Annotated in this window: 21 protein-coding genes; 11 read left to right on the forward strand and 10 right to left on the reverse strand. The window is 61.7% G+C overall.

Annotated features, from left to right (window positions below; all coding sequences use genetic code 11):
- Window positions 1–4: 4 nt before the first annotated feature.
- The 4 genes from JOH52_RS14785 (at window position 5) to JOH52_RS14800 (ending at window position 4,636) form a co-directional block, all read left to right on the forward strand.
- Window positions 5–766, forward strand: coding sequence for a sugar phosphate isomerase/epimerase family protein (locus tag JOH52_RS14785; protein WP_010969566.1), 762 nt, complete (start codon window positions 5–7; stop codon window positions 764–766).
- Between the two features lie 16 nt (window positions 767–782).
- Complete coding sequence (locus JOH52_RS14790; protein WP_010969565.1) at window positions 783–1,916, forward strand: Gfo/Idh/MocA family protein; 1,134 nt, start codon at window positions 783–785, stop codon at window positions 1,914–1,916.
- A gap of 292 nt (window positions 1,917–2,208) precedes the next feature.
- On the forward strand, window positions 2,209–3,237 hold the full coding sequence (mgrA, locus tag JOH52_RS14795) for an L-glyceraldehyde 3-phosphate reductase (protein ID WP_010969564.1): 1,029 nt from the start codon (window positions 2,209–2,211) through the stop codon (window positions 3,235–3,237).
- A 292-nt stretch (window positions 3,238–3,529) separates the two neighbouring features.
- A complete protein-coding gene (locus JOH52_RS14800) occupies window positions 3,530–4,636 on the forward strand; it encodes a TRAP transporter substrate-binding protein (RefSeq protein WP_010969563.1) in 1,107 nt (368 codons plus the stop codon).
- Window positions 4,637–4,985: 349 nt separating this feature from the next.
- Here the strand turns inward: JOH52_RS14800 and JOH52_RS14805 are convergent, their stop codons facing one another.
- From JOH52_RS14805 to JOH52_RS14815, 3 genes are all read right to left on the reverse strand, one after another.
- Window positions 4,986–6,158, reverse strand: coding sequence for an IS481-like element ISRm20 family transposase (locus tag JOH52_RS14805; protein WP_010968459.1), 1,173 nt, complete (start codon window positions 6,156–6,158; stop codon window positions 4,986–4,988).
- A gap of 152 nt (window positions 6,159–6,310) precedes the next feature.
- Complete coding sequence (locus tag JOH52_RS14810) at window positions 6,311–8,104, reverse strand: TRAP transporter large permease (protein ID WP_013844582.1); 1,794 nt, start codon at window positions 8,102–8,104, stop codon at window positions 6,311–6,313.
- The gene (locus JOH52_RS14815) at window positions 8,101–8,676 is read right to left on the reverse strand and encodes a TRAP transporter small permease subunit (protein WP_010969560.1); all 576 of its coding nucleotides are present in this window, start codon (window positions 8,674–8,676) and stop codon (window positions 8,101–8,103) included. Before JOH52_RS14815 ends, JOH52_RS14810 begins: the two co-directional genes overlap by 4 nt.
- A gap of 350 nt (window positions 8,677–9,026) precedes the next feature.
- On the opposite strand from JOH52_RS14815, the gene JOH52_RS14820 reads away from it, so the two are divergent.
- Together JOH52_RS14820 and JOH52_RS14825 are read left to right on the forward strand one after the other, a co-directional pair.
- Window positions 9,027–10,652 (forward strand): glycoside hydrolase family 43 protein, encoded by a 1,626-nt coding sequence (locus JOH52_RS14820; protein ID WP_010969559.1) that lies wholly within the window; start codon window positions 9,027–9,029, stop codon window positions 10,650–10,652.
- 128 nt (window positions 10,653–10,780) lie between these two features.
- Window positions 10,781–11,161 carry an RcnB family protein gene (locus tag JOH52_RS14825; protein ID WP_013844581.1) on the forward strand — a complete coding sequence of 127 codons (381 nt, stop codon included), beginning with the start codon at window positions 10,781–10,783 and terminating at the stop codon, window positions 11,159–11,161.
- Window positions 11,162–11,554: 393 nt separating this feature from the next.
- Here the strand turns inward: JOH52_RS14825 and znuA are convergent, their stop codons facing one another.
- Window positions 11,555–12,577: a zinc ABC transporter substrate-binding protein ZnuA gene (znuA, locus tag JOH52_RS14830; protein ID WP_010969557.1), complete on the reverse strand. Its 1,023-nt coding sequence runs from the start codon at window positions 12,575–12,577 to the stop codon at window positions 11,555–11,557.
- 144 nt (window positions 12,578–12,721) lie between these two features.
- On the opposite strand from znuA, the gene JOH52_RS14835 reads away from it, so the two are divergent.
- The 3 genes from JOH52_RS14835 to JOH52_RS14845 are packed head-to-tail and all read left to right on the forward strand — an operon-like array spanning window position 12,722 to window position 14,845.
- Window positions 12,722–13,630: a metal ABC transporter ATP-binding protein gene (locus tag JOH52_RS14835; protein ID WP_013844580.1), complete on the forward strand. Its 909-nt coding sequence runs from the start codon at window positions 12,722–12,724 to the stop codon at window positions 13,628–13,630.
- Window positions 13,623–14,450, forward strand: coding sequence for a zinc ABC transporter permease subunit ZnuB (znuB, locus tag JOH52_RS14840; RefSeq protein ID WP_010969555.1), 828 nt, complete (start codon window positions 13,623–13,625; stop codon window positions 14,448–14,450). The genes JOH52_RS14835 and znuB overlap by 8 nt, the downstream gene beginning before the upstream one ends.
- On the forward strand, window positions 14,450–14,845 hold the full coding sequence (locus tag JOH52_RS14845; protein ID WP_003536852.1) for a Fur family transcriptional regulator: 396 nt from the start codon (window positions 14,450–14,452) through the stop codon (window positions 14,843–14,845). The genes znuB and JOH52_RS14845 overlap by 1 nt, the downstream gene beginning before the upstream one ends.
- A gap of 9 nt (window positions 14,846–14,854) precedes the next feature.
- Here the strand turns inward: JOH52_RS14845 and JOH52_RS14850 are convergent, their stop codons facing one another.
- The 4 genes from JOH52_RS14850 to JOH52_RS14865 form a co-directional block, all read right to left on the reverse strand.
- Entirely contained in the window at window positions 14,855–15,385 is a 531-nt protein-coding gene (locus JOH52_RS14850; protein WP_010969554.1) for a gamma carbonic anhydrase family protein, read from the reverse strand.
- 51 nt (window positions 15,386–15,436) lie between these two features.
- Window positions 15,437–16,123: a fumarylacetoacetate hydrolase family protein gene (locus tag JOH52_RS14855; protein WP_003536848.1), complete on the reverse strand. Its 687-nt coding sequence runs from the start codon at window positions 16,121–16,123 to the stop codon at window positions 15,437–15,439.
- Between the two features lie 186 nt (window positions 16,124–16,309).
- Window positions 16,310–16,519 (reverse strand): hypothetical protein, encoded by a 210-nt coding sequence (locus JOH52_RS14860; protein WP_003536846.1) that lies wholly within the window; start codon window positions 16,517–16,519, stop codon window positions 16,310–16,312.
- A 443-nt stretch (window positions 16,520–16,962) separates the two neighbouring features.
- The gene (locus JOH52_RS14865; RefSeq protein ID WP_003536844.1) at window positions 16,963–17,199 is read right to left on the reverse strand and encodes a DUF982 domain-containing protein; all 237 of its coding nucleotides are present in this window, start codon (window positions 17,197–17,199) and stop codon (window positions 16,963–16,965) included.
- A gap of 434 nt (window positions 17,200–17,633) precedes the next feature.
- Here JOH52_RS14865 and JOH52_RS14870 point away from each other — a divergent pair, with 434 nt between their 5' ends.
- Complete coding sequence (locus JOH52_RS14870) at window positions 17,634–17,882, forward strand: hypothetical protein (protein ID WP_003536840.1); 249 nt, start codon at window positions 17,634–17,636, stop codon at window positions 17,880–17,882.
- A 159-nt stretch (window positions 17,883–18,041) separates the two neighbouring features.
- Here JOH52_RS14870 and JOH52_RS14875 read toward each other — a convergent pair whose 3' ends face one another.
- Entirely contained in the window at window positions 18,042–18,794 is a 753-nt protein-coding gene (locus JOH52_RS14875; RefSeq protein WP_010969553.1) for a membrane protein, read from the reverse strand.
- A 368-nt stretch (window positions 18,795–19,162) separates the two neighbouring features.
- Between JOH52_RS14875 and dusA the strand changes: the two genes are divergently transcribed.
- Window positions 19,163–20,320: a tRNA dihydrouridine(20/20a) synthase DusA gene (dusA, locus tag JOH52_RS14880; protein ID WP_015241224.1), complete on the forward strand. Its 1,158-nt coding sequence runs from the start codon at window positions 19,163–19,165 to the stop codon at window positions 20,318–20,320.
- A gap of 127 nt (window positions 20,321–20,447) precedes the next feature.
- Here the strand turns inward: dusA and JOH52_RS14885 are convergent, their stop codons facing one another.
- The gene (locus JOH52_RS14885; RefSeq protein WP_003535347.1) at window positions 20,448–20,660 is read right to left on the reverse strand and encodes a cold-shock protein; all 213 of its coding nucleotides are present in this window, start codon (window positions 20,658–20,660) and stop codon (window positions 20,448–20,450) included.
- Between the last annotated feature and the right edge of the window lie 747 nt (window positions 20,661–21,407).

A 21,407-nucleotide genomic window follows, 5' to 3' on the forward strand; every position in this document is an offset into this window, starting at 1 on the left:
TTCGATGAAAGACGTCAGCTTCCAGCTCTACAGCGCCCGCAATTTTCCGCCCTTTGCCGAGGTCCTCTCTGCTGTCGGCTCTGCCGGCTACACACAGGTGGAAGGCTACGGTGCCCTTTACGCGGCCCTCTCGGACGCGGAGATCGCCGATTTCAAGGCAGGGCTCGATCGCAACGGTCTCTCCATGCCGACCGCGCATTTCGGCCTGGATATGCTGGAGAGCGACGCTCCACGCGTGCTTGAGATCGCCGAGGCGCTCGGCATTCGCGCTATTTATTGCCCTTACCTGATGCCGGACCAGCGCCCGGGCGATGCGGGCGGATGGCGAGCCTTCGGGGCACGGCTGCAGGCGGCCGGCAAGCCGTTCCGCGATGCGGGGCTCGACTTCGGCTGGCACAATCACGACTTCGAGTTCCATGCACTCGCCGACGGCTCGGTGCCGCTCGACCAGATTTTCGCCGGCGGTCCGGACCTTTCCTGGGAGGCGGATATCGCCTGGATCGTGCGCGGCGGGGCAGACCCCTTCGGCTGGATCTCCAAATATCCAACCCGCATCACGGCGGTCCACGTCAAGGACATCGCGCCCAAGGGCGAGAAAGCGGACGAGGATGGTTGGGCCGACGTCGGAGAGGGCACGCTCGACTGGAAGGCACTGATCCAGGCGCTCTCCAGAACCTCGGTTAAATACTTTGTCGCCGAACACGACAATCCCAGCGATTTCAGGCGTTTCGCCAAGCGCTCGCTGGCTTCGATTCAATCCTACTGATCGACGGATAAGTCCCATGACAAAAGAACTTGGTGTCGGCATCATCGGATGCGGCAATATTTCCACGACCTATTTCAAGCTCGCCCCCCTGTTCAGGGGCATTCGGATCGCCGCTTGTGCCGACATCAATCCGGCGGCGGCGGAAGCACGGGGCGCCGAATTCGACGTCACGGCGCAGAGCATCGATGCGTTGCTCGCCAATCCGGAAGTTGACATCGTTGTCAATCTGACGATCCCGGAGGCGCACTTTCCGGTCTCGAAAGCCATTCTGGAAGCCGGCAAGCATGTCTACTCCGAGAAGCCGCTGGTGCTTTCGCTGGAGCAGGGCGAAGAGCTCAGGAAAATCGCCACGGGGAAGGGGCTGACCGTCGGCTGCGCACCGGACACTTTCCTGGGTGGAGCCCATCAGCTTGCGCGCGCCTATATCGACGCCGGCAAGATCGGGCAGGTCACCTCCGGTACCTGCCACGTCATGAGCCCGGGCATGGAGATGTGGCATCCGAATCCGGACTTCTTCTTCCTGCCGGGCGGCGGGCCCGTGCTCGACCTCGGACCCTATTACATAGCAAACCTGATCAACCTGATCGGACCGGTGAAACGGGTAGCCGCACTCTCCTCCATGGCAAGCACGACGCGGACCATCACCAGCGAACCCAGAAACGGGGAGGTTATCCCGGTCAAGACGCCCACCAACATTCATGCCCTGCTCGAGTTCCGGAACGGCGCCACCATCACGCTATCGGCAAGCTGGGATGTCTGGGCGCATCGTCATGCGAACATGGAGCTTTATGGCACCGAAGGGTCGCTCTTCGTTCCGGATCCGAATTTCTTCGGCGGCACCGTCGAGGCGAGCGGGCGGAACAAGGACATCCAGCCGCTCGAAATGTGGGAGCACCCCTTCGCCGTCAACAACTGGGACCATCCGCTCGGCCCGATCGCCAATTATCGTACGGCGGGGCTTGCGGATATGGCCGATGCGATCCTCAAGGGGCGCGATGCCCGCTGCTCGCTGGAACGTACGCTGCACGGTGTCGACGTGATGGTGTCGATCCTGAAATCCGGCGAGGAGGGAAGCTTCGTCACGCTGTCGACCACCTGCACTCAGCCGGCGGCGCTCGGTATTGAAGAGGCGCGGGCGTTGTTGCGCTGAGCCTGCTTCTGCGTTGACCCTCCTCCGGTTGCCCGGGCCTTGCCGGTGCCCCTCATCCGGCTGCCGCCACCTTCTCCCCATTTTGATGGGGAGAAGGGACAAGCGGCCGGCTTCCTGCTGCTATTGTCGGTGTGAGAGGTGATCGAGCGTCTGCCGCTGTCCCCTTCGCCCCGCCTGCGGGGAGAAGGTGTCGGCAGGCGGATGAGGGGCCCTTTATCGATCTACCCCCTCTTGAGGGCCCTTGTGGGGAGGGGTATTCAAGGCCACCGAAGCGAACGAAGGAACATAAGTCATGGCCTGGCAACCGGCGGAAAACAGATACGAGAAGATGAAGTACAATCGCTGCGGCAGGAGCGGCTTGAAGCTGCCGGCGATTTCGCTGGGTCTTTGGCACAATTTCGGTGGCGACACGCCGCATGAGCGCAAGGTGGACATGTGCCGCACGGCCTTCGATCTCGGCATCACCCATTTCGATCTGGCCAATAATTACGGTCCGCCGCCCGGCTCGGCCGAAATCGCCTTCGGCGAGATCATGCGCAGCGATTTCGCCGCCCTGCGCGACGAACTCATCATCTCGTCCAAGGCGGGGTATGACATGTGGCCCGGCCCCTATGGCGAGTGGGGCAGCCGGAAATATCTTGTCGCCTCTTGCGATCAGAGCCTCAAACGCATGGGGCTCGACTATGTCGACATCTTCTATTCCCATCGCTTCGACCCGGAAACGCCCCTCGAAGAGACTTGCGGAGCGCTCGATCACATCGTCCGCTCGGGGCGTGCGCTCTATGTCGGCATCTCCTCGTATAACTCCCAGCGTACCCGCGAGGCGGCGGTAATCCTGAAGGAGATGGGCACGCCCTGTCTCATCCACCAGCCGAGCTATTCGATGCTCAACCGTTGGGTCGAGGATGACGGTCTCGTCGACACGCTGGAGGAACTCGGCGTCGGCTCGATCGTCTTTTCGCCGCTCGCCCAGGGCATGCTGACGACGAAGTACCTGAACGGCATTCCCGAGGACAGCCGCGCCGCGCAGAACCACTTCCTCAAGAAGGACTTCATCCGTCCGGGGATCATCGACAATATCCGCAAGCTGAACGCCATCGCCGAACGGCGCGGCCAGACGCTCGCCCAGATGGCACTCGCCTGGGTGCTGCGCGGCGGCCGCATCACCTCGGCGCTGATCGGCGCCAGCCGTTCCGCACAGATCGTCGACTGCGTCAAGGCGCTGGAAAACGACACTTTCACACCAGAGGAACTGAGCGAGATCGATCTTTACGCCCGCGAGGCCGACGTCAATCTCTGGGCCAAATCCGCCGAGCTCTGAATTGGCTCGAATGCATTGATTTGCCTCGATTTTGGCCAACCTCCAACCGCTTGCGGCGTCTTATACAAAAGTCGAAGAAGACGGCGCAAAACGGTCGCTGGACATGCATTATCGATTATGTATGGTGCACATGTGCCGCGGTGCGCAAAGCCTTCGCGGGCTTCAGCGTTGCCGGCAATAACGAGGAGGAAAGAGACCTTGCGACGTCCCGGACGGGGCGGACCAAGGCTCGACGGGCAGTGGCGCGGTCGATCCGTGCCGGACTGCTCGTGGCGGGAAACAGGGAGGAACCATGGATCGCCGTTCATTCATCAAACATGCGAGCATCGGCGGCCTGGGTGCGGCTGCTGCATCGGCGCTGGCTGCGCCGGCCATTGCGCAGACCAATCCGAAGGTCACCTGGCGCTTGACGTCGTCCTTCCCGAAATCGCTGGATACCATCTATGGCGGTGCGGAAGTTCTGTCGAAATACGTGTCCGAAGCTACCGACGGGAATTTCCAGATCCAGGTCTTCGCCGCCGGCGAAATCGTCCCGGGCCTGCAGGCAGCGGATGCGGCGGCTGCCGGCACCGTCGAGGCGTGCCATACGGTCGCCTATTATTACTGGGGTAAGGATCCGACCTGGGCACTCGGCGCAGCCGTGCCCTTCGCCCTCAATGCCCGCGGCATGAACGCCTGGCACTATCATGGCGGCGGCATCGACCTCTTCAACGAGTTTCTCGGAACCCAGGGCCTCGTCGGCTACCCGGGGGGCAACACCGGCGTTCAGATGGGCGGCTGGTTCCGCAAGGAAATCAAGACCGTTGCCGACATGAAGGGCCTGAAGATGCGCGTCGGCGGTTTCGCCGGCAAGGTCATGGAACGCCTCGGCGTCGTCCCGCAGCAGCTCGCCGGCGGCGACATTTATCCGGCGCTCGAAAAAGGCACGATCGACGCGGCCGAATGGGTCGGTCCCTATGATGACGAGAAGCTCGGCTTCTACAAGGTCGCACCGTATTACTACTATCCCGGCTGGTGGGAAGGCGGCCCGACCGTGCATGCCATGTTCAACAAGGCAGCCTTCGACGGCCTGCCGAAGGCCTATCAGTCGCTCCTGCGGACGGCCTGCCAGGCGACCGACGCGAACATGCTGCAGAAGTACGACTATCTCAACCCCTCCGCGATCAAGCGCCTCGTGGCTGCGGGGGCAAAGCTGAGCCCGTTCAGCCCGGAAATCCTGTCGGCCTGCTTCGACGAGTCCAACAAGGTCTACGCGGAAATGGAAGCGTCGAACGCGCCATTCAAGAAGATCTGGGAATCGATCAAAGCCTTCCGCGCCGAGTATTTCCTCAACGCACAGATTGCGGAATACAACTACGACACCTTCATGATGATCCAGCAGCGTAACGGCAAGATCTGAAGCTGCGGACTGGATTGCAAAATGAAGAACCCCGGAGCGACGGTGCTTCGGGGTTCTTTTTTTGCTTATCACCTGACGAAATCGGTTCTCATCTTCGTTTCACCGAATCGATGACCGGTAAAATGCTTCAACAAATTGAAATTCCGTTCGCACATACTTTTCCATCCCGCTTTAAGGCCTGTTGAGATTCATCTGGTGTTTATGACGGCTGCTGCGAGATCGGTGATGGCGTTTCTCCTGGCCCTCATCTCTGTGCTTGTCACAGAGATCCAGCAGCGCCGCGTCTGCGGCGCGGGAAATGTTTTTTCAGGCCAAGGACCTGGCCTGGCTGGATCCCTGTGACCAGTGTTTAGCCCGGGGACATGGCGGACACCTGTTCGGATACATCACTGACGGATTGCTTGTTGGTCAAGTTGATTGTTGCGATGTGATGGGCACCGAAGAAAGCGCCATAGTGGCCGTCGCGGTCGAGCGGGCGGATGGCGAGGCGTTCTCCGCAGAAAGCTTTGGGAACTTTCCATAGCCGGCCTTTGAAGCTGACATAGGCTTTGGTGGCGGAAACCTTGCGCACGATCTCGCCCTCGTCATAGACGGGCTCGGGCAGGCGATCCGGCATGGCGCGCGGACTGGGGTGGTAGCGGCTGGCCGGCACGTCATGATCGAGTGCCCCATGCGGGCGCTCGAAATTGTAAAGCTCGCGCCAGGCATCGAAGGCGCGCTGAACGGCAGCAAGATCCCTGAAACGGTCAAAGGCGAACACCTCGGCCTTGAGTGTGCGATGGAAGCGTTCATTCTTGCCACGGCTCTGCGGATGGTAGGGGCGACTGTGCAGTAGGGCGACGCCGAGCTTCAGAAGCCATACGCCGAGGCCGGTCCAGCCCTCGCCTGACGGATCGCCCCATGGCGCGCCATTATCCACGAACATGGCGTCCGGCAGCCCGTAGCGCCGGAATGTCCGCTCCAGATGGCCGCGTACGGTCGCGCCTCGCTGATCGGCGCAGGCCATGAGACAAGGCACGAAGCGGGAATGGTCATCGATCACCGTCAACGGGTGGCAGAGCGTGGCGTCGGCCAATTGCACCCAGCCCTTGAAATCCATTTGCCAGAGCTGGTTCGGCGCCTCCTTCTCGAAGCGCTGCAACGCCGGCGCGCCGCCCGGCGGTGCTACGATCCGATCATGGCGCTTGAGGATGGCATGAACGGTCGAAACCGCCGGCGGGTGGGTTCCCTGCCGTTCCAGATAGCCCACAATTTTGCGCGCCCCCCATGCCGGATGCGCATCGCGCACCCCAAGCACCTCGGTCTCTACCGCTTCGTTGCAACGCATCGGACTTATATGCGGGCGCCGTGAGCGATCCGCCAACTCGCGGTCGCCGGCTTCCCACCGCGCCAGCCATTTATAACCGATATCCGGGCTGATCCCGAACCGCCGGCACAATTCCCGCCGGTTCACACCCTCCTCAAGCGCAAGTCGCACAAACTCCCGCCGCTCTCCCATCGTCGATACCTCTCGCCACGGCATGGAATACCCCCTTCGAAGCCAAATCCATGCCAGTATGACGTGTCAGCCATCTCCCCGAACACCCGTCAGTTATGTCCCCGGGCTAAACAACCAGCACAGGGATGAGGAGATCAAACAAGCCGCCCCGGGGGTATCCCGAATCTCAACGGACCTTAGTTGAACGACGGCGGTGCGCTGAGATCGGGGGCCGGATTGTTCTGTTGAGGCGCCGTATTCGGTTGGGCCGGCTGCTGGCCACCCCCGTCGAGCGGACTGCCGCCCGGCAGCTGCAGGCCGCCGGGAAGGCCGAGGCCGCCGCCATTGTCGGGCAGGGTAAGACCGCCGCCGCCGGTGCCGAAGCCCGGGACCTCGATCTTGATCGTCGACGGATCGACCGCCGCGCCGCTGCCTTTATAATGCAGGACCATCTGCGGGAACATGAGGGTCAGCGCAACCATGACGACCTGTATGCAGACGAAAGGCACGGCGCCCCAATAGATCTGTCCGGTCGTCACGGGCTGCATCATCTTGCCGGTCACCCTGTCCAGATAGGGCACCCTGGCTGCCACGGAACGCAGATAGAAGAGCGCGAAGCCGAAGGGCGGATGCATGAAGCTCGTCTGCATGTTGATGCCGAGCAGCACGCCGAACCAGATCAGATCGATGCCCAGCTTGTCGGCCGCCGGCGCGAGCAGGGGGACGATGATGAAGGCGAGCTCGAAGAAATCGAGGAAGAAGGCCAGGAAGAAGACGAGCACGTTGACGGCGATCAGGAAGCCGATTTCGCCGCCCGGCAAGGCCGTCAGCAGATGCTCCACCCAGAGATGCCCGTTGACGCCGTAGAAGGTGAGCGAAAAGACGCGGGCGCCGATCAGGATGAACAGAACGAAGGCGGAGAGCCGCGTCGTGGAGGCGAGTGCGGCGCGGACCACTTCCATGTTGAGGCGGCCCTTGCCGGCCGCCATGACGAGCGCGCCGACGGCTCCCATGGCGCCGCCTTCGGTGGGTGTGGCGATGCCCAGGAAAATCGTCCCGAGAACGAGGAAAATCAGGGCCAGTGGCGGGATCAGAACGATGATCACCTGTTGCGCCAGCCGCGAAAGCGCGTTGATCTTGAGCGTCCTGTCGGCGAGGGCGGCCAGGTAGATGAATATGATGCCCACCGTCGCGCCGAGGATGTCCGCGTTTTCGCCCTGCGTCGGCGAAAGATAGACGTGGGCCGCATAGGCGATCGCGCAGGCGACCAGGAGCGCGATCGCAAGCGAGGTGACGCCGGACCCGAGCGTGCGCGCTTCCAGAGGCAGCGCCGGCATGGAGTGCCGCTTCACGAAGGTCATCAGCAGGATGTAGCCCATATAGAGCCCGGTCAGAACGAGGCCGGGGATGAGGGCGCCGGCATACATGTCGCCGACCGAGCGGCCGAGCTGGTCGGCAAGAACGATCAGCACCAGCGACGGCGGGATGATCTGCGCAAGCGTGCCGGAGGCGGCGATGACGCCGGAGGCGATGCGCCGGTCGTAGCCGTAGCGCAGCATGATCGGCAGCGAGATCAGGCCCATCGCGATGACGGAAGCTGCGACGACGCCGGTGGTCGCCGCAAGCAGCGCGCCGACGAAGATGACCGCGTAGGCAAGTCCGCCGCGCACGGGACCGAAGAGCTGGCCGATCGTGTCGAGAAGGTCCTCGGCCATGCCCGACCGTTCGAGCACTATGCCCATGAAGGTGAAGAAGGGGATGGCGAGAAGCGTGTCGTTCGACATGACCCCCCAGAACCGTTCCGGCAGTGCGTTCAGCAGTGGCCAGGAAAGATTGATGGAATCGGACAAAGGCGCGAGTTCGACGCCGATGATGAAGAACAGGAGACCGTTGGCGGCGAGCGAGAAGGCGACCGGGTATCCGAGCAGAAGGAATACGATCAGCGACACGAACATGATCGGCGCCAGGTTTTCAGCGACGAACTCGATCATGAACGGGCCTCCGGCGCAACGGCGTCATCGAGCGGTGCATGGGCCGGGACGTAAGGCGTCGGATCATCCATGTTCCCGGTCATGATGGCGATTTTTTTGATGATTTCCGAAACGCCCTGCAGCGCGAGAAGCACGAAGCCGATCAGCAGGATCGCTTTCGCCGGCCATATGATGAGCCCCCCGGCGCTCGAGGAAAGCTCGCCCGAGACATATGACATCCGTACGTAGGGTACGAGGTAATAGAGCATGAGAACCACGAAGGGCATCAGGAAGAAGACGTGCCCGAAGAGGTCGATCCAGTGCTGCACGCGGCGCGAGAACATTCCGTAGACGACGTCGATGCGGATGTGCTCGTTCTGGCTCAGCGTGTAGGCGGCAGCGAACATGAAGGCCGCGCCGAAGAGATACCACTGCGCCTCCAGCCATGCATTGGACGACATGTTGAACACTTTTCGGATGACGGCGTTGCCGGCGCTCACGAGCACGGCCACCAGAATAAGCCAAGAGACCGCCTTGCCGATCCTTTCGGTAATGGCGTCGATCAATCGGCTGAAGCCGAGTAACGGTTTCATCGAGTTCCTCCCCGCAATGGTTTTTGTTTTTTTGCCAAGCACAGGCAGAGTGCCCATTTCAAGCCTGCTTTCAAGTGCGACGGCCGATTTTCCGGGATAGGGGCGGGGTCTCAGACGAAAGTCGAATACAGTCCGCCGGCGAATGATCAAAACTTAGGCACGCGAGCGCGATTCCCGCCGATGTTCCGCCGCAGCTTTCGTGGAAAATAAAGCCCGTGCAGGGGATTTCACGCGATTCGAGAGGTGGCAACCTGCCAGGATCGCCGGTGTGGGAGCGCCTGCGTGAAAGGTCTTGAAAAGACGGTGAGCATGGGGCTGGATGCGGCACCGCGAAGAGGGAGATGCAAGAGATGACCGCGACGATCCGGAACCCGATCCTGCCCGGTTTCAATCCGGACCCATCCATCTGTCGGGTCGGCGAAGACTATTACATCGCGACCTCGACATTCGAATGGTACCCCGGTGTACAGATTCACCATTCGCGCGATCTCGTGAACTGGCGGCTCGTGCGCCGCCCGCTCGAGCGCGCAAGTCAGCTCGACATGCGCGGCAATCCCGACAGTTGCGGCGTATGGGCTCCGTGCCTCTCCTATTGCGACGGGCTGTTCTGGCTCGTCTACACCGACGTCAAACGCCTGGACGGCAACTTCAAGGATGCCCACAACTACATCGTGACGGCGGAAGCGGTGGAGGCCACCTGGTCCGATCCGGTCTATGTCAATTCGTCGGGCTTCGATCCGTCGCTGTTCCATGACGACGATGGCCGCAAATGGTTTCTCAACATGCAATGGAACCACCGCTCGGAAAGCTTCGCCGGCTCGCCCAAGAGCCCCGCTTTCGACGGTATCCTGCTGCAGGAATGGGACGAGCGGACCCGCAAGCTCGTGGGCCCAGTGAAGAACATCTTCGCCGGCAGTCCGCTCGGCCTTGTCGAAGGGCCGCATCTCTTCAAACGCGACGGTTGGTATTACCTGACGGTCGCCGAGGGTGGAACAGGTTACGACCACGCCGTGGGCATGGCGCGGTCCCGCACGATCGACGGACCTTACGAGATGCACCCGAATGTTCATCTCATCACCTCCAAGGATCACCCGGAGGCAGCTCTGCAACGGGCGGGGCACGGGCAATATGTCGAGACGCCGGACGGCCAGGCCTATCATACGCATCTTTGCGGCCGGCCGCTGCCGCCGCAGCGACGCTGCACGCTCGGGCGCGAGACTGCGTTGCAGAAATGCGTCTGGCGGGAGGACGGTTGGCTCTATCTCGAAAATGGCGGGCCGGTTCCCGGGGTGACCGTGCCCGCGCCGGGAGCCGCGGGAACCGTCGCTGAGCGCGTCCTCTTTGAAACGGACTTCGACGAGCAGGTGCTTCCGCCGGAGTTCCAGTGGCTGCGCACTCCGGTACCGGAGCGGATCTTCTCGTTAGCCGCCCGGACCGGGCATCTCCGGCTCTTCGGCCGCGAGAGCATCGGCAGCTGGTTCGAGCAGGCGCTGGTGGCGCGGCGGCAGGAACACCATTCCTTCCGCGCAGAAGCCGTCGTCGATTTCGCTCCCGATACCTATCAGCAGGTCGCGGGACTGACCCATTATTATAACCGGCACAAGTTCCATGCCCTCGGTGTCACACGGCACGAAACCCTCGGACGCGTCCTAACCATACTCTCCTGTCCGGGCGATTTTCCGAACGGGCGGTTGACCTATCCGGTCGGCAGCGGTTTCGCCGTACCGGACGGTCCAGTTCAACTCGCCATGGAGGTCAGAGACAACGATCTCCAGTTCTTCTGGCGGGGAGCGGCCCAGGCAGAGTGGCTGACCATCGGGCCGGTGCTCGACGCCGGCGTGATTTCGGACGAAGGCGGGCGCGGCGAGCACGGTTCCTTCACGGGGGCGTTCGCCGGCATTTTCGCTTTCGACATCTCGGGTTGCGCGACGCCTGCCGACTTCGACCGGTTCCGCTACCAGGCGCTCAGCGTTTGAAATGCCGTACGTTTATGAGGGAATTCTTATAAGCATCGGTAATCATTACTTATTTGTAATGTCACGCTTCATATTCGGTTCAGGAAGGGAGGCTTAGTTTCGGGGGGTAATAACGAAAGGGAAACCCCATGAAACGCCTTCTGATCGCGCTCGTCGCAAGCTCATTCTTCGCCACTCCGATGGCGCTTGCTCAGCCGGCCGGCTCCTTCGAGCTTGCGCAGGCGCATGATCGCAATCGCCACAGGCACGTCGATCGACATGTCGAGAAACGCGTCGACCGACACGTCGAGAAGCATGTCGAAAAGCGCGTGATCATCAAGAAGCACCGCTGGGCGCGCGGCCACAGGCTGAGCCCGTCCGAGCGGCGCCACATGGCTTATGTCCGTGACTACCGCCGCTACAAGCTGCGGCCGCCGCCGCGGGGCCAGCAATGGGTGCGTGTCGACAATGACTTTCTGCTGATCAGCCTCGCAACGGGCGTGATCGCAGGCCTTGCATCGGCTTATTGACGCCGTCGCGTCTCCGCGGCCCTCGTTCCTGTGCCTTTCACAGGAACGAGGAGATTGGGAGGGGGTGGGTGTCACGGCAGCTGCCGTTTGCGCGTATGTAAGCCATCTTGCCGACTGCGCGGTCTGGGAAACATCTCTGAGGCCTGCAATCTCTCCTCACCCTCATCTCTGTGCTTGTTACAGAGATCCAGCAGCGCCGCGTCTGCGGCGCGGAGAACGTTCTTTCAGCCCAAGGACTTGGTCTGGCTGGATCCCTGTGACGAGCACAGGGATGAGGAGATCAAACAAGCCGCGGGGGTATTCCGGATCTTACAGGCCCTAGCAAATGCTGGTCAAAAGAGCCCGAACGCGCTTCAGGGCCGATCCAATCCATCAAATGCCGGGACTAAACACTTAGCTCGCCGAAGAAAGGCATTCCTTCAGCGAGGCGCCGATGTTTTCCATCATCTGGAAGTAGAGATCCGGTCCAGCCTCGAGGGTGCCGGCTTCCGGATCGAGCGTGCCGGATTTCGCCGGCGTGCCTTCTATGACGACGCTGACGAGCTTCGGTTCGAACTGCGGCTCGGCGAAGACGCAGGTCGCGCCCAATTCCTTGATCTTCGCGCGAATCTCGGAGAGCCGCTCGGCGCCGGGCAGCACCTCCGGGCTGACGGTGATCGAGCCGGCGACGCGCACCTGGTAGCGGTTTTCGAAATACTGATAGGCATCGTGGAAGACGACGAAAGGCTTGTCCTTGACGGCAGCCACCGTCTCGGCGAGGCTCTTGTCGAGAGCGTCGATCCGCGCGTTGAACTTCTCCAGATTTGCCTTGTAGGCGGCGGCGTTGGCCGGATCGGCCGCGGCCAAGGTCTTCTCGATCTCGGTCGCCATGGCCTTGGCGTTCATCGGGTCGAGCCACATATGCATGTCGAACTCGCCCTCGGCATGATCGTGATCGTCATGCTTATCGGCGTGCTCGGCACCCTCCGCTTCGCCGGCATGGGCATCGCCGTGATCCTCGTGCCCCTCGTGGCCCGCTTCCTCGCCATGGCCCTCTTCACCGTGATCGTGCCCCTCGAAGGCGCCGCCCTCGCGGAACTTCAGCTTCGCGAGCCCGGGAGCCTCGCCGAGTTCGACCACCTGGGCTCCTGTGCCGAGCGTATCAAGCGGCTTGTCGAGGAACGCCTCGAGGCCGGGTCCGACCCAGAACACGACCTTTGCCGCCTGCAGTGCCGCGGCGTTCGAAGGCTTCATGGTGTAGGTATGAGGGGAGGCGCCGCCCTCGACGATGAGCGAGGGCTCGCCGATGCCCTGCATGATCGAGGCGACCAGCGAATGGACCGGCTTGATCGAGACGACCACATTGGGCGCCGCCGCAAATGCGGGGGAGGCCAGGAGAAGCGTCGAGGCGAACAGGAGGGCAGTCGTCGATTTCATCGTTTTCTCCGAATTGTCCGGTGGGCTGCAGCCGGCTTTTACGGCCGGACATTGCTTGTAACGGCGTTGTTATGTTATTACATCAATTGCGTTATGCTATAACGTGTGCGATAGCCAGTGGCAACCACCAGCCGGAACTTTTTGATGTTGAACTTCCGATCACCAGAAACGATGCCCTTGGTCAGCCTCGCCAATGCCGGGGTGCGGCGAAACGGCAGGTGGCTCGTGCGCGGTGTCGATTTTTCGATCAGCCGCGGCGAGATCGTCACCCTCATAGGGCCGAACGGATCGGGAAAGTCGACGACGGCAAAAACGGCGATCGGGGTTCTCAAGCCGGATGAGGGACACGTCGAGCGGCTCGCAGGGCTGAAGGTCGGCTATGTGCCGCAGAAGCTTGCGGTCGACTGGACGCTGCCTTTGACGGTGGAGCGGCTGATGACGCTGACGGGGCCGCTTAAAGGTCGGGAAATCGAGGAGTCGCTCGCAGCGACGGGCATGCTGCACATGGCGAAGGCCGAGGTACAGCACCTTTCGGGTGGCGAGTTCCAGCGGGCGCTGCTTGCCCGCGCTATCGCCCGCAAACCCGACCTGCTGGTCCTGGACGAGCCGGTGCAGGGGGTCGATTTTTCCGGGGAGATAGCCCTTTACGAGTTGATCAAGCAGATCCGCAACCGCACCGGCTGCGGTATCCTGCTCATTTCCCACGATCTCCATATCGTCATGGCGGAAACCGATACGGTCGTCTGCCTCAACGGCCATGTCTGCTGTCGCGGAACGCCGCAGGTGGTGAGCCAGAGTCCGGAATATCTCAAACTCTTCGGCCGCCGGGCCGCCGGCGCGCTTGCGGTCTACAGTCATCACCACGACCACACGCACCTCCCGGACGGGCGGGTGCTGCATGCGGACGGCAGCATCACTGAAAGCTGCTTCCCGGGCGACGGCCATCATCATCACGAAGAGGCCGACAACATTCATGACCACGATCCGGACTGCGGCTGCGGCCATCACGCGCGGCTCCAGGGTTACGACGGGACGGAGAAGCGCGATGCTTGACGATTTCTTCATTCGCGCGCTCGTCGCCGGAATTGGCATCGCCATGGTCGCCGGGCCGCTCGGTTGCTTCGTCATCTGGCGGCGCATGGCCTATTTCGGCGATACGATGGCGCATTCGGCGCTGCTCGGGGTGGCGCTCTCGCTGCTCATGGACCTCAACCTCATGGTAAGCGTGTTTATCGTCGCCTCGGTCGTCTCGGTGCTGCTTCTCTTCCTGCAGAAGCGCGGCGCGCTCTCGACCGACGCGCTGCTCGGCATCCTCTCGCACTCGGCGCTGTCGATCGGCCTCGTCATCGTCGCCTTCATGACCTGGGTCCGGATCGACCTCGTCGGCTTCCTCTTCGGCGACATCCTCGCGGTTTCCCGCGCCGATATCGACATCGTCTGGGGCGGTGGCATTCTGGTGATCTTCGCGCTCGTCTATCTATGGCGGCCGTTGCTCGCATCGACCGTCAATCCGGAGCTGGCCGAAGCGGAAGGCCTCAATCCCGAAAGGGCGCGGTTCTTTTTCATGCTGCTGATGGCTCTGGTGATTGCGATCGCCATGAAGATCGTCGGCATCCTGCTGATCACCTCGCTGCTGATCATACCGGCGGCGACCGCCCGTCGCTTCGCCTCGTCTCCGGAAGTCATGGCTGTCTGCGCCTCGCTGATCGGCGCGGTCGCCGTTGCCGGCGGGCTTTTCGGCTCGCTTCATTGGGATACGCCGTCGGGACCGTCTATCGTGGTTGCGGCGCTGGTCCTTTTCGTGCTGAGTCTGCTGCCGGTCGGCCGCCGGATCGAGAGCGCCCCGCATACTTCGCATGGAGGACATCACTGATGGTTACGCCCCAACTGACCAAGAACCAGTCGCTGGTGATGGGGGCGCTTGCCCATTCGGACGGTCCGATGAGCGCTTACACCATTCTCGACAAGCTGCGCGACAATGGCTTTCGCGCACCGCTGCAGGTCTATCGCGCACTCGACAAGCTGCTCGAATACGGGCTGGTTCATCGGCTGGAGAGCCTCAACGCCTTCGTGGCCTGCAGCTGCCCGCATGAACACGAGCACGACCACGGCGTCACGGCCTTCACCATCTGCGAAGGCTGCGGCCAGGTGACCGAGTTTCATGACGAGGTGATCGAGGATCGGCTTTCCACGCTCGTGCGGGCGCAGGAGTTCAAGACCGAGAAGACGACGATCGAGATCCGCGGACACTGCAAGAGCTGCGCGTAAGGCCGCGTATCAATCCAGCAGCGTAAACTGGGCGGCGTAACGCTGCCAATTCTTCACATAATGTTCGGCCGAACGCTTCAATCCCTCGACTGCGGCGTCGTCGAGTGTCCGCACCATCTTGGCCGGAGCGCCGACGATGAGTGAATTGTCGGGGAATTCCTTCCCCTCGGTCACCAGCGCATTGGCGCCGACGAGGCAATTGCGGCCGATCTTCGCGCCATTCAATATCGTCGCTCCCATGCCGATCAGCGAATTGTCGCCGATGGTGCAGCCGTGAACGATCGCCCGGTGACCGATGGTGCAGCCTTCGCCTATAGAAACCGGGTGACCGGGATCGACATGGATGATGACGGCCTCCTGGATGTTCGTGCGCGCGCCGATGCGGATCGGCTCGTTGTCGCCGCGCAGCGTCGCGCCGAACCAGATGCCGACGTCCTCGCCGAGCTCAACCTGCCCGATGATATTGGCGTCCGGCGCCACCCAATAGCTGCCTTCGGTCGGCGTCTGCGGTCTGAGCGGTCCTAGAGCGTAAAGCGGCATTGGCGGCTGCGTCCTTTAATCGAAGGCGGTGACTTTCGCTCTTCCTGTTTCTCAAACGATATTGACGGAGATCGCGCCGATCCCGTCGATGCCGCAGGCGACGACATCGCCTTGCGTGACGGGACCCACACCTGATGGCGTCCCGGTCATGATGATATCGCCCGGTGCGAGAGTGAAGAGGCGGGACAGTTCGGCGATGATTTCGGGCACCTTCCAGATCATTTGATCAAGATCGCCCTGCTGGCGCAGTTCGCCATTGACCTTGAGCCATATGTTGCCGCTTGCGGGATGACCGATCGCGGTGACGGGGACGATCGCGGAGACCGGAGCGGAATGCTCGAACGCCTTGGCGGCCGTCCACGGCTTGCCGGCCTTCTTCGCTTCCGCCTGCAGGTCCCGGCGGGTGAAGTCGATGCCGACGCCATAACCGAAGATGTGATCTGCCGCTTCCGAGACGGGAATGTCCGCTCCGCCGGTGCGCATCGCGACGACCAGTTCAACCTCGTGGTGAACGTCGGAAGAGCGCGTCGGATAGGGGAAATTCTCGCCCGGCGGCAGAAGATTGTCGGCGTTCTTCTGAAAGAAGAAGGGTGCCTCCCGGTCCGGGTCGTGACCCATCTCGCGGGCGTGGGCCGCATAGTTGCGGCCGACACAATAGACCCGGCGCACCGGAAACCCGACGGAACTGCCGGAGATCGGCAGCAGGATGAGCGGCGGGGGTGTCAGGGCTGTCTGCATGATCGTCCGGCTCCATCATTCGGTCTCGGTCTGGCCCGAGCGGTTCGTTCGCAGAATCGACGCACCGGCACCGCCCGGTAAGTCAGGGCGACGCCGAAGCGAATCTGGAGAGAAGGACGTTAGCAGCCGGACGGGCTGCTGCAATAGGCAGAGCATGAGGATGATGCCGGAGCCGCGCTCTCGGGCTCAGGCGCAGCGCGCATAGGCCTCGAGTTGGTCACGCGTGAGGAAGCGCCCGTCGGACCGCGAGTTTAGCTCCGGATGGCTGTATTCGAGGCTCGGTACCTGGGGAAGCTCAAGGGCCTGGCGTACGGTCATGATGCCGATTTCCTTCCGGCCGCTTTCGCGCTTCATGCTGACTTCGACGATACGATAGAGATTACGCTCTCTCATCATAGCTCTCCCGTATTATTTTCTTATGTCCCTCTTTTGATGGGACCTTAAACATTCGATATTGGTTTTTGTGAGACGGACTAAAATATAACCCCGCAAGATGAAGCCTTCACGACAGAAATCGGGCGGTTTGGCGAAGATTTCCGACTTATTTCGAGGCTGGACCGCGCGATTGCGAAGGTCGCATTCCCATATTCGCGGATTAAATCTCGGGATCGGTTATATTAGCGGTTTCTTTGTTTTTCAAGCGGTCCGACTGGGTGCAGGCGAATATTGCGCCGCACAAGAATTGTATTACGAATACATGGGCCCCGACTGGAGGCGCCGAGCAATGATCCGCGCAGGAGGCGGAGGATCACGCCATTCGCCATTCGCCATCGTCACCGGCAGCCGCCAACGCAAAGGATCGATCACGTGTCGCGGTCGGTTGCTCGGGTTATCGTGAGCTAGTGCGCTTTAAGGCGCGCCTCCTCAGCGGCGGAAAGAAAGAGTCTGCGTGCTTCCTCGCAGGTACGGCGCCCGTCGATCGCGGCGCGGCACGCGCTGCGCGCGGCGACATAATAGGGGCCGCGATAAGGCCAATGGTCCGCGAGGCACCGGAGCGCATCGGACGGTCCCTTGACCATGCGCACGTCACCCCCGGTCATTCCAAGCTCGATGGGATTGCTCCACAAGACCTGCATGCTTCTCCTCCTGGATTGCAGCGACGCGGCAATCGTGCCCCGCGTCGTGGGTATGTTCGGTTCCTATCGGGCGACAAGCGACGGACACCGGCTTCGACTGCCGCTTTCCCGCTCCCGGGATCATGTACAAGAACGCTGCCGGGTCAGCCCCGGTTCCCTGCCGCGAAAGGCCGGAGACCGAGCCAAGCGCTTCAATGTAGCTCAGGGATTCCGGTTTGTCCGCAATTTTGCTGAAACACAATTTTGCTTCTGTCCGCCGCCGCTGCGGCCGACCGGATATCTTCGCCGGAAGGGGCGCTAGCTCATCGCCGAACAAGCCCTTATCTGGAGTTGTCCTTTCCTTCGCCACCCGCATTGCGCTGCATCCCCTTAAATGGCGGGGTTTCAAGCACTTGGCCCCCATTCTATACCTTTTCTGCTGTTGGAGGGCTGGAATGGTGACGGTTGCAGAGATCCGTTTGACTTGGTTGCCGCTGCAGAATGGGACTTTCTGCGCGATGCTTGGCATACATGAAGTCGCCTTTGTCATGAAACGGCAGGCCATGAGCGATTGGGCCTGGCGTATCTCCCATTGCAACGGTACCGGTGAAACAGGCTTCCGCTACGCGCCGACGCTCGAGGGCGCCAAAGCGGAAGTTCTTGCCGGCATTCAGGAGTGGTTCCGTCAGGCGGGGTTTCAATGAGCTTCAACCGCCTCTGCCTGTGGCAGTAGAGCGGGATGAGGAGAAAAGTGTGCGGTTTTCCGTCCGCATCCCGCCCTAACTTCCTAGAGTCGATCACGTTCATGATGTCAGGTCGACCCGACCTGAAATCATCGTGATTCAGCGACTATTGGTGCTGTGTCAGTCGCTCGAAGTGGAAGCCGGGGTTTCTCCACCGCCTGAGCCGGTATCCTGGCCGCCGCCGGAGCCGCTGTCCTGACCGCCGCCGGAGCCTTCGCCACCGCCGGAGCCGCTATCCTGGCCGCCGCCGGAGCCAGTGTCCTGACCGCCGCCGGAGCCTTCGCCGCCGCCGGAGCCGCTATCCTGGCCACCACCGGAGCCGCTGTCCTGACCGCCGCCAGAGCCGGTATCCTGACCGCCACCTGAGCCGCTGTCCTGACCGCCGCCGGAGCCTTCGCCGCCGCCGGAGCCGCTATCCTGGCCACCACCGGAGCCGGTGTCCTGACCGCCGCCAGAGCCGGTATCCTGACCGCCACCTGAGCCGCTGTCCTGACCGCCGCCGGAGCCTTCGCCGCCGCCGGAGCCGCTATCCTGGCCACCACCGGAGCCGGTGTCCTGACCGCCGCCAGAGCCGGTATCCTGACCGCCACCAGAGCCGGTATCCTGGCCGCCGCCGGAGCCTTCGCCGCCGCCGGAGCCGCTATCCTGACCGCCGCTGGAACCGGTATCCTGGCCGCCACCTGAGCCAGTCTCCTGACTTCCGCCTGGCGCGCTGCCGGCGTCGGCAACGACAAGGACGTCACCATGAGGACCGGCGAGCGCTGTACTCTGACGCAGGCCGTCATCGAACGACGCTAGTGAGGCAAATGGCGTGGCAACGACATAGGCGAGACCAAGCAATGAGCCGATGATAGTTTTTCCTGTTCTACGCATTGTCCTGCTTCCTTCCCTAAAGTTTAGGACATGTTTCGAACCTCAGCCTCCAGCGCGGCGCAGGATGGCACAGAAAGTGCTGGCTTACGCAAGAATATTATAACTGACTGATCTGCAACAGAATATCCAGTTGCAGGCGCCGAGAGCTGCCCGATTTTGGCCACAAGATACAATCGACAGTATTAATTGCGAAGGAACAATACATCCAATAATCTGGTTCTGATCTGTTTCTTCTATCGGTTATATTAACGATCTCTCTTTCACTCGACGATTGTGCACGTGATTTGCTACAAGCCTCGGACCGCTGCCGCATGTAGCAATGGCAACGCAAAACGGGTTAAAAGGGATCAAACGAGAGCTGACGAGACATGATGGAATCGGTGCAAACTGACGGGAAGAGGGGAGAAAACAGGTACTTCAAGGCGCCTGTCTTTGCCGTGGCGCCTATGATCGACTGGACCGATCGTCATTATCGGTTCTTCGCGCGCCAGCTCTCGAGCCATGCTCTGCTCTATACGGAAATGATCGTCGCGGATGCGATCCTGCGAGGCGACCGGGAAAAGCTGCTCGGCCACGACACCTCGGAACATCCGGTCGCCCTGCAGCTCGGCGGCAGCGATCCGGCGAAGATGGCGGAGGCGGCGCGGATCGCCGAAGGCTTCGGCTACGACGAGATCAACATGAATGTCGGCTGCCCATCAGACCGGGTGCAGTCCGGCACCTTCGGCGCTTGCCTGATGCAGGAGCCGGCGTTGGTCGCCGACTGCATCGCGGCGATGAAGGCGGCGGTCAAGATTCCCGTCACGGTCAAATGTCGCATCGGCGTCGACGATCAGGATCCGGAAGTAGCACTTCGCGACCTCGTCCAGCGTGTCAAGGATGCCGGAACGGATGCCGTCTGGGTGCATGCCCGCAAGGCATGGCTCAAAGGGCTGAGCCCGAGAGAGAATCGCGAGATTCCGCCGCTCGATTATGGCCTCGTACACCGGCTCAAGGCGGAAAATGCGAATCTTTTCATCGGTCTCAATGGGGGTCTTCAAAGGCTGGATCAGGCGCTATCCCACCTCGATCCGCTGTCGCTGCCGACGGGAGGAACCACCGGGACTGCGGCAGAGCCGGCGTGCGGTGCTCCTCTCGACGGCGTGATGCTCGGCCGTGCGGCCTATCACGACAGCGGCCTGCTGACGGCCGCCGACGGCTATTTCGTCCACCCGCTGACGGGGGCCGAGCCCATGCCGGTCGATCGCGACGGCTTTTCCGATCATGACCATAAACTGTCGCTGGATTTCTGGTCCGGGATTCGTGACGCCATGGCGGACTATGCCGCCGCGCATATCGAGAATGGCGGCCGGCTGATCCACGTCACGCGGCACATGGTCGGGCTCTTTCAGGGCTGGCCCGGCGCGCGGCGCTATCGTCAGATACTCTCTACCGAGGCCACCCGCAAGGACGCCGGTCCGCAAGTGATCCATGCTGCCTTCGACGCGGTGTTCGAGGCGGTAACGGCAAGGCAGGCGGCAGAGTAGCTCGACTGCGGCGCGAGTCTCCGCCGCCGGCGAGGGGAAGGTGGGCGGCAGGCCGGATGGGCGCTCTCCAATGAAAAACGGCGCCTCTTGCGAAGCGCCGCTCTTCAAGCTTTGTCGAACGCCAGGCTTAGAGAGCCTGGAGGTTGACGGCCTTCGGGCCCTTGCCCATGCGATCCGGCTCCGTGTCGAAGCTGACCTCCTGGCCATCGTTCAATGTGGTGAGGCCTGCGGCCTGGACAGCGGTGATGTGGACGAAAACGTCCTTCGAACCGCCTTCCGGCGTGATGAAACCAAAACCCTTGTCCTGGTTGAAGAATTTGACGATGCCTTTGGTGGCCATGGAAGAAGTCCTTTTCCTTCAGTCTGTCTTTGCCGCAACCCTGCGCTTCAATATCACGCATCGGTTGCTTTAGGTAGTGTGTCCGCGCCCCCGGGAGGAAGCGAACGTGTCGTCTTCAGCGAAATGCGCTGAAAGGCGTCGAGTGGTCACGATATCGGGGAAAAGACGTCTACGATGCCGCTTGCGGCAGTCCCGGCGTCAAGCCAGGCTCAAAGCGAAAGTCCAGTCTCCGGGATTGAAAACGCCCGAACAGAGATAGGATTGGCAGTATTCCGCGAAAAAGGCAAGGGGGAGTTCTTGCGACCTCGCACCTGCGGCGATGCCTTATGCCGAAGCGCCGGCGTGACCTCTCGGTGCCATCTGCCGCAGGACGAATGTCGTGGATTGCTTCGTTTGACCACATTTTCGTCCCGGCACTGGATCACGATGTTTTTAGGTCGGATCGACCTAGAAACATGAACGTGATCGATTCCAATAGTTTAAGCGGGATGCGGGCGGAAAATCGCACACACTTTTCCTCATCCCGCTCTAAGGTCTGTTGAGATTGATCCTAGGAAACCTATCGGAGGACTGCAATCTCTCCTCCTCCTCATCTCTGTGCTCGTCACAGAGATCCAGCAGCGCCGCGTCTGCGGCGCGGGAAGAGTTCATTCAGCCCAAGGACTTGGTCTGGCTGGATCCCTGTGACGAGCACAGGGATGAGGAGATCGAACAAGCCGTGGCAGGTATCCCGAATCTCAACAGGCC

The sequence above is a fragment of the Sinorhizobium meliloti genome (assembly GCF_017876815.1).
GTDB classification, from domain to species: domain Bacteria; phylum Pseudomonadota; class Alphaproteobacteria; order Rhizobiales; family Rhizobiaceae; genus Sinorhizobium; species Sinorhizobium meliloti.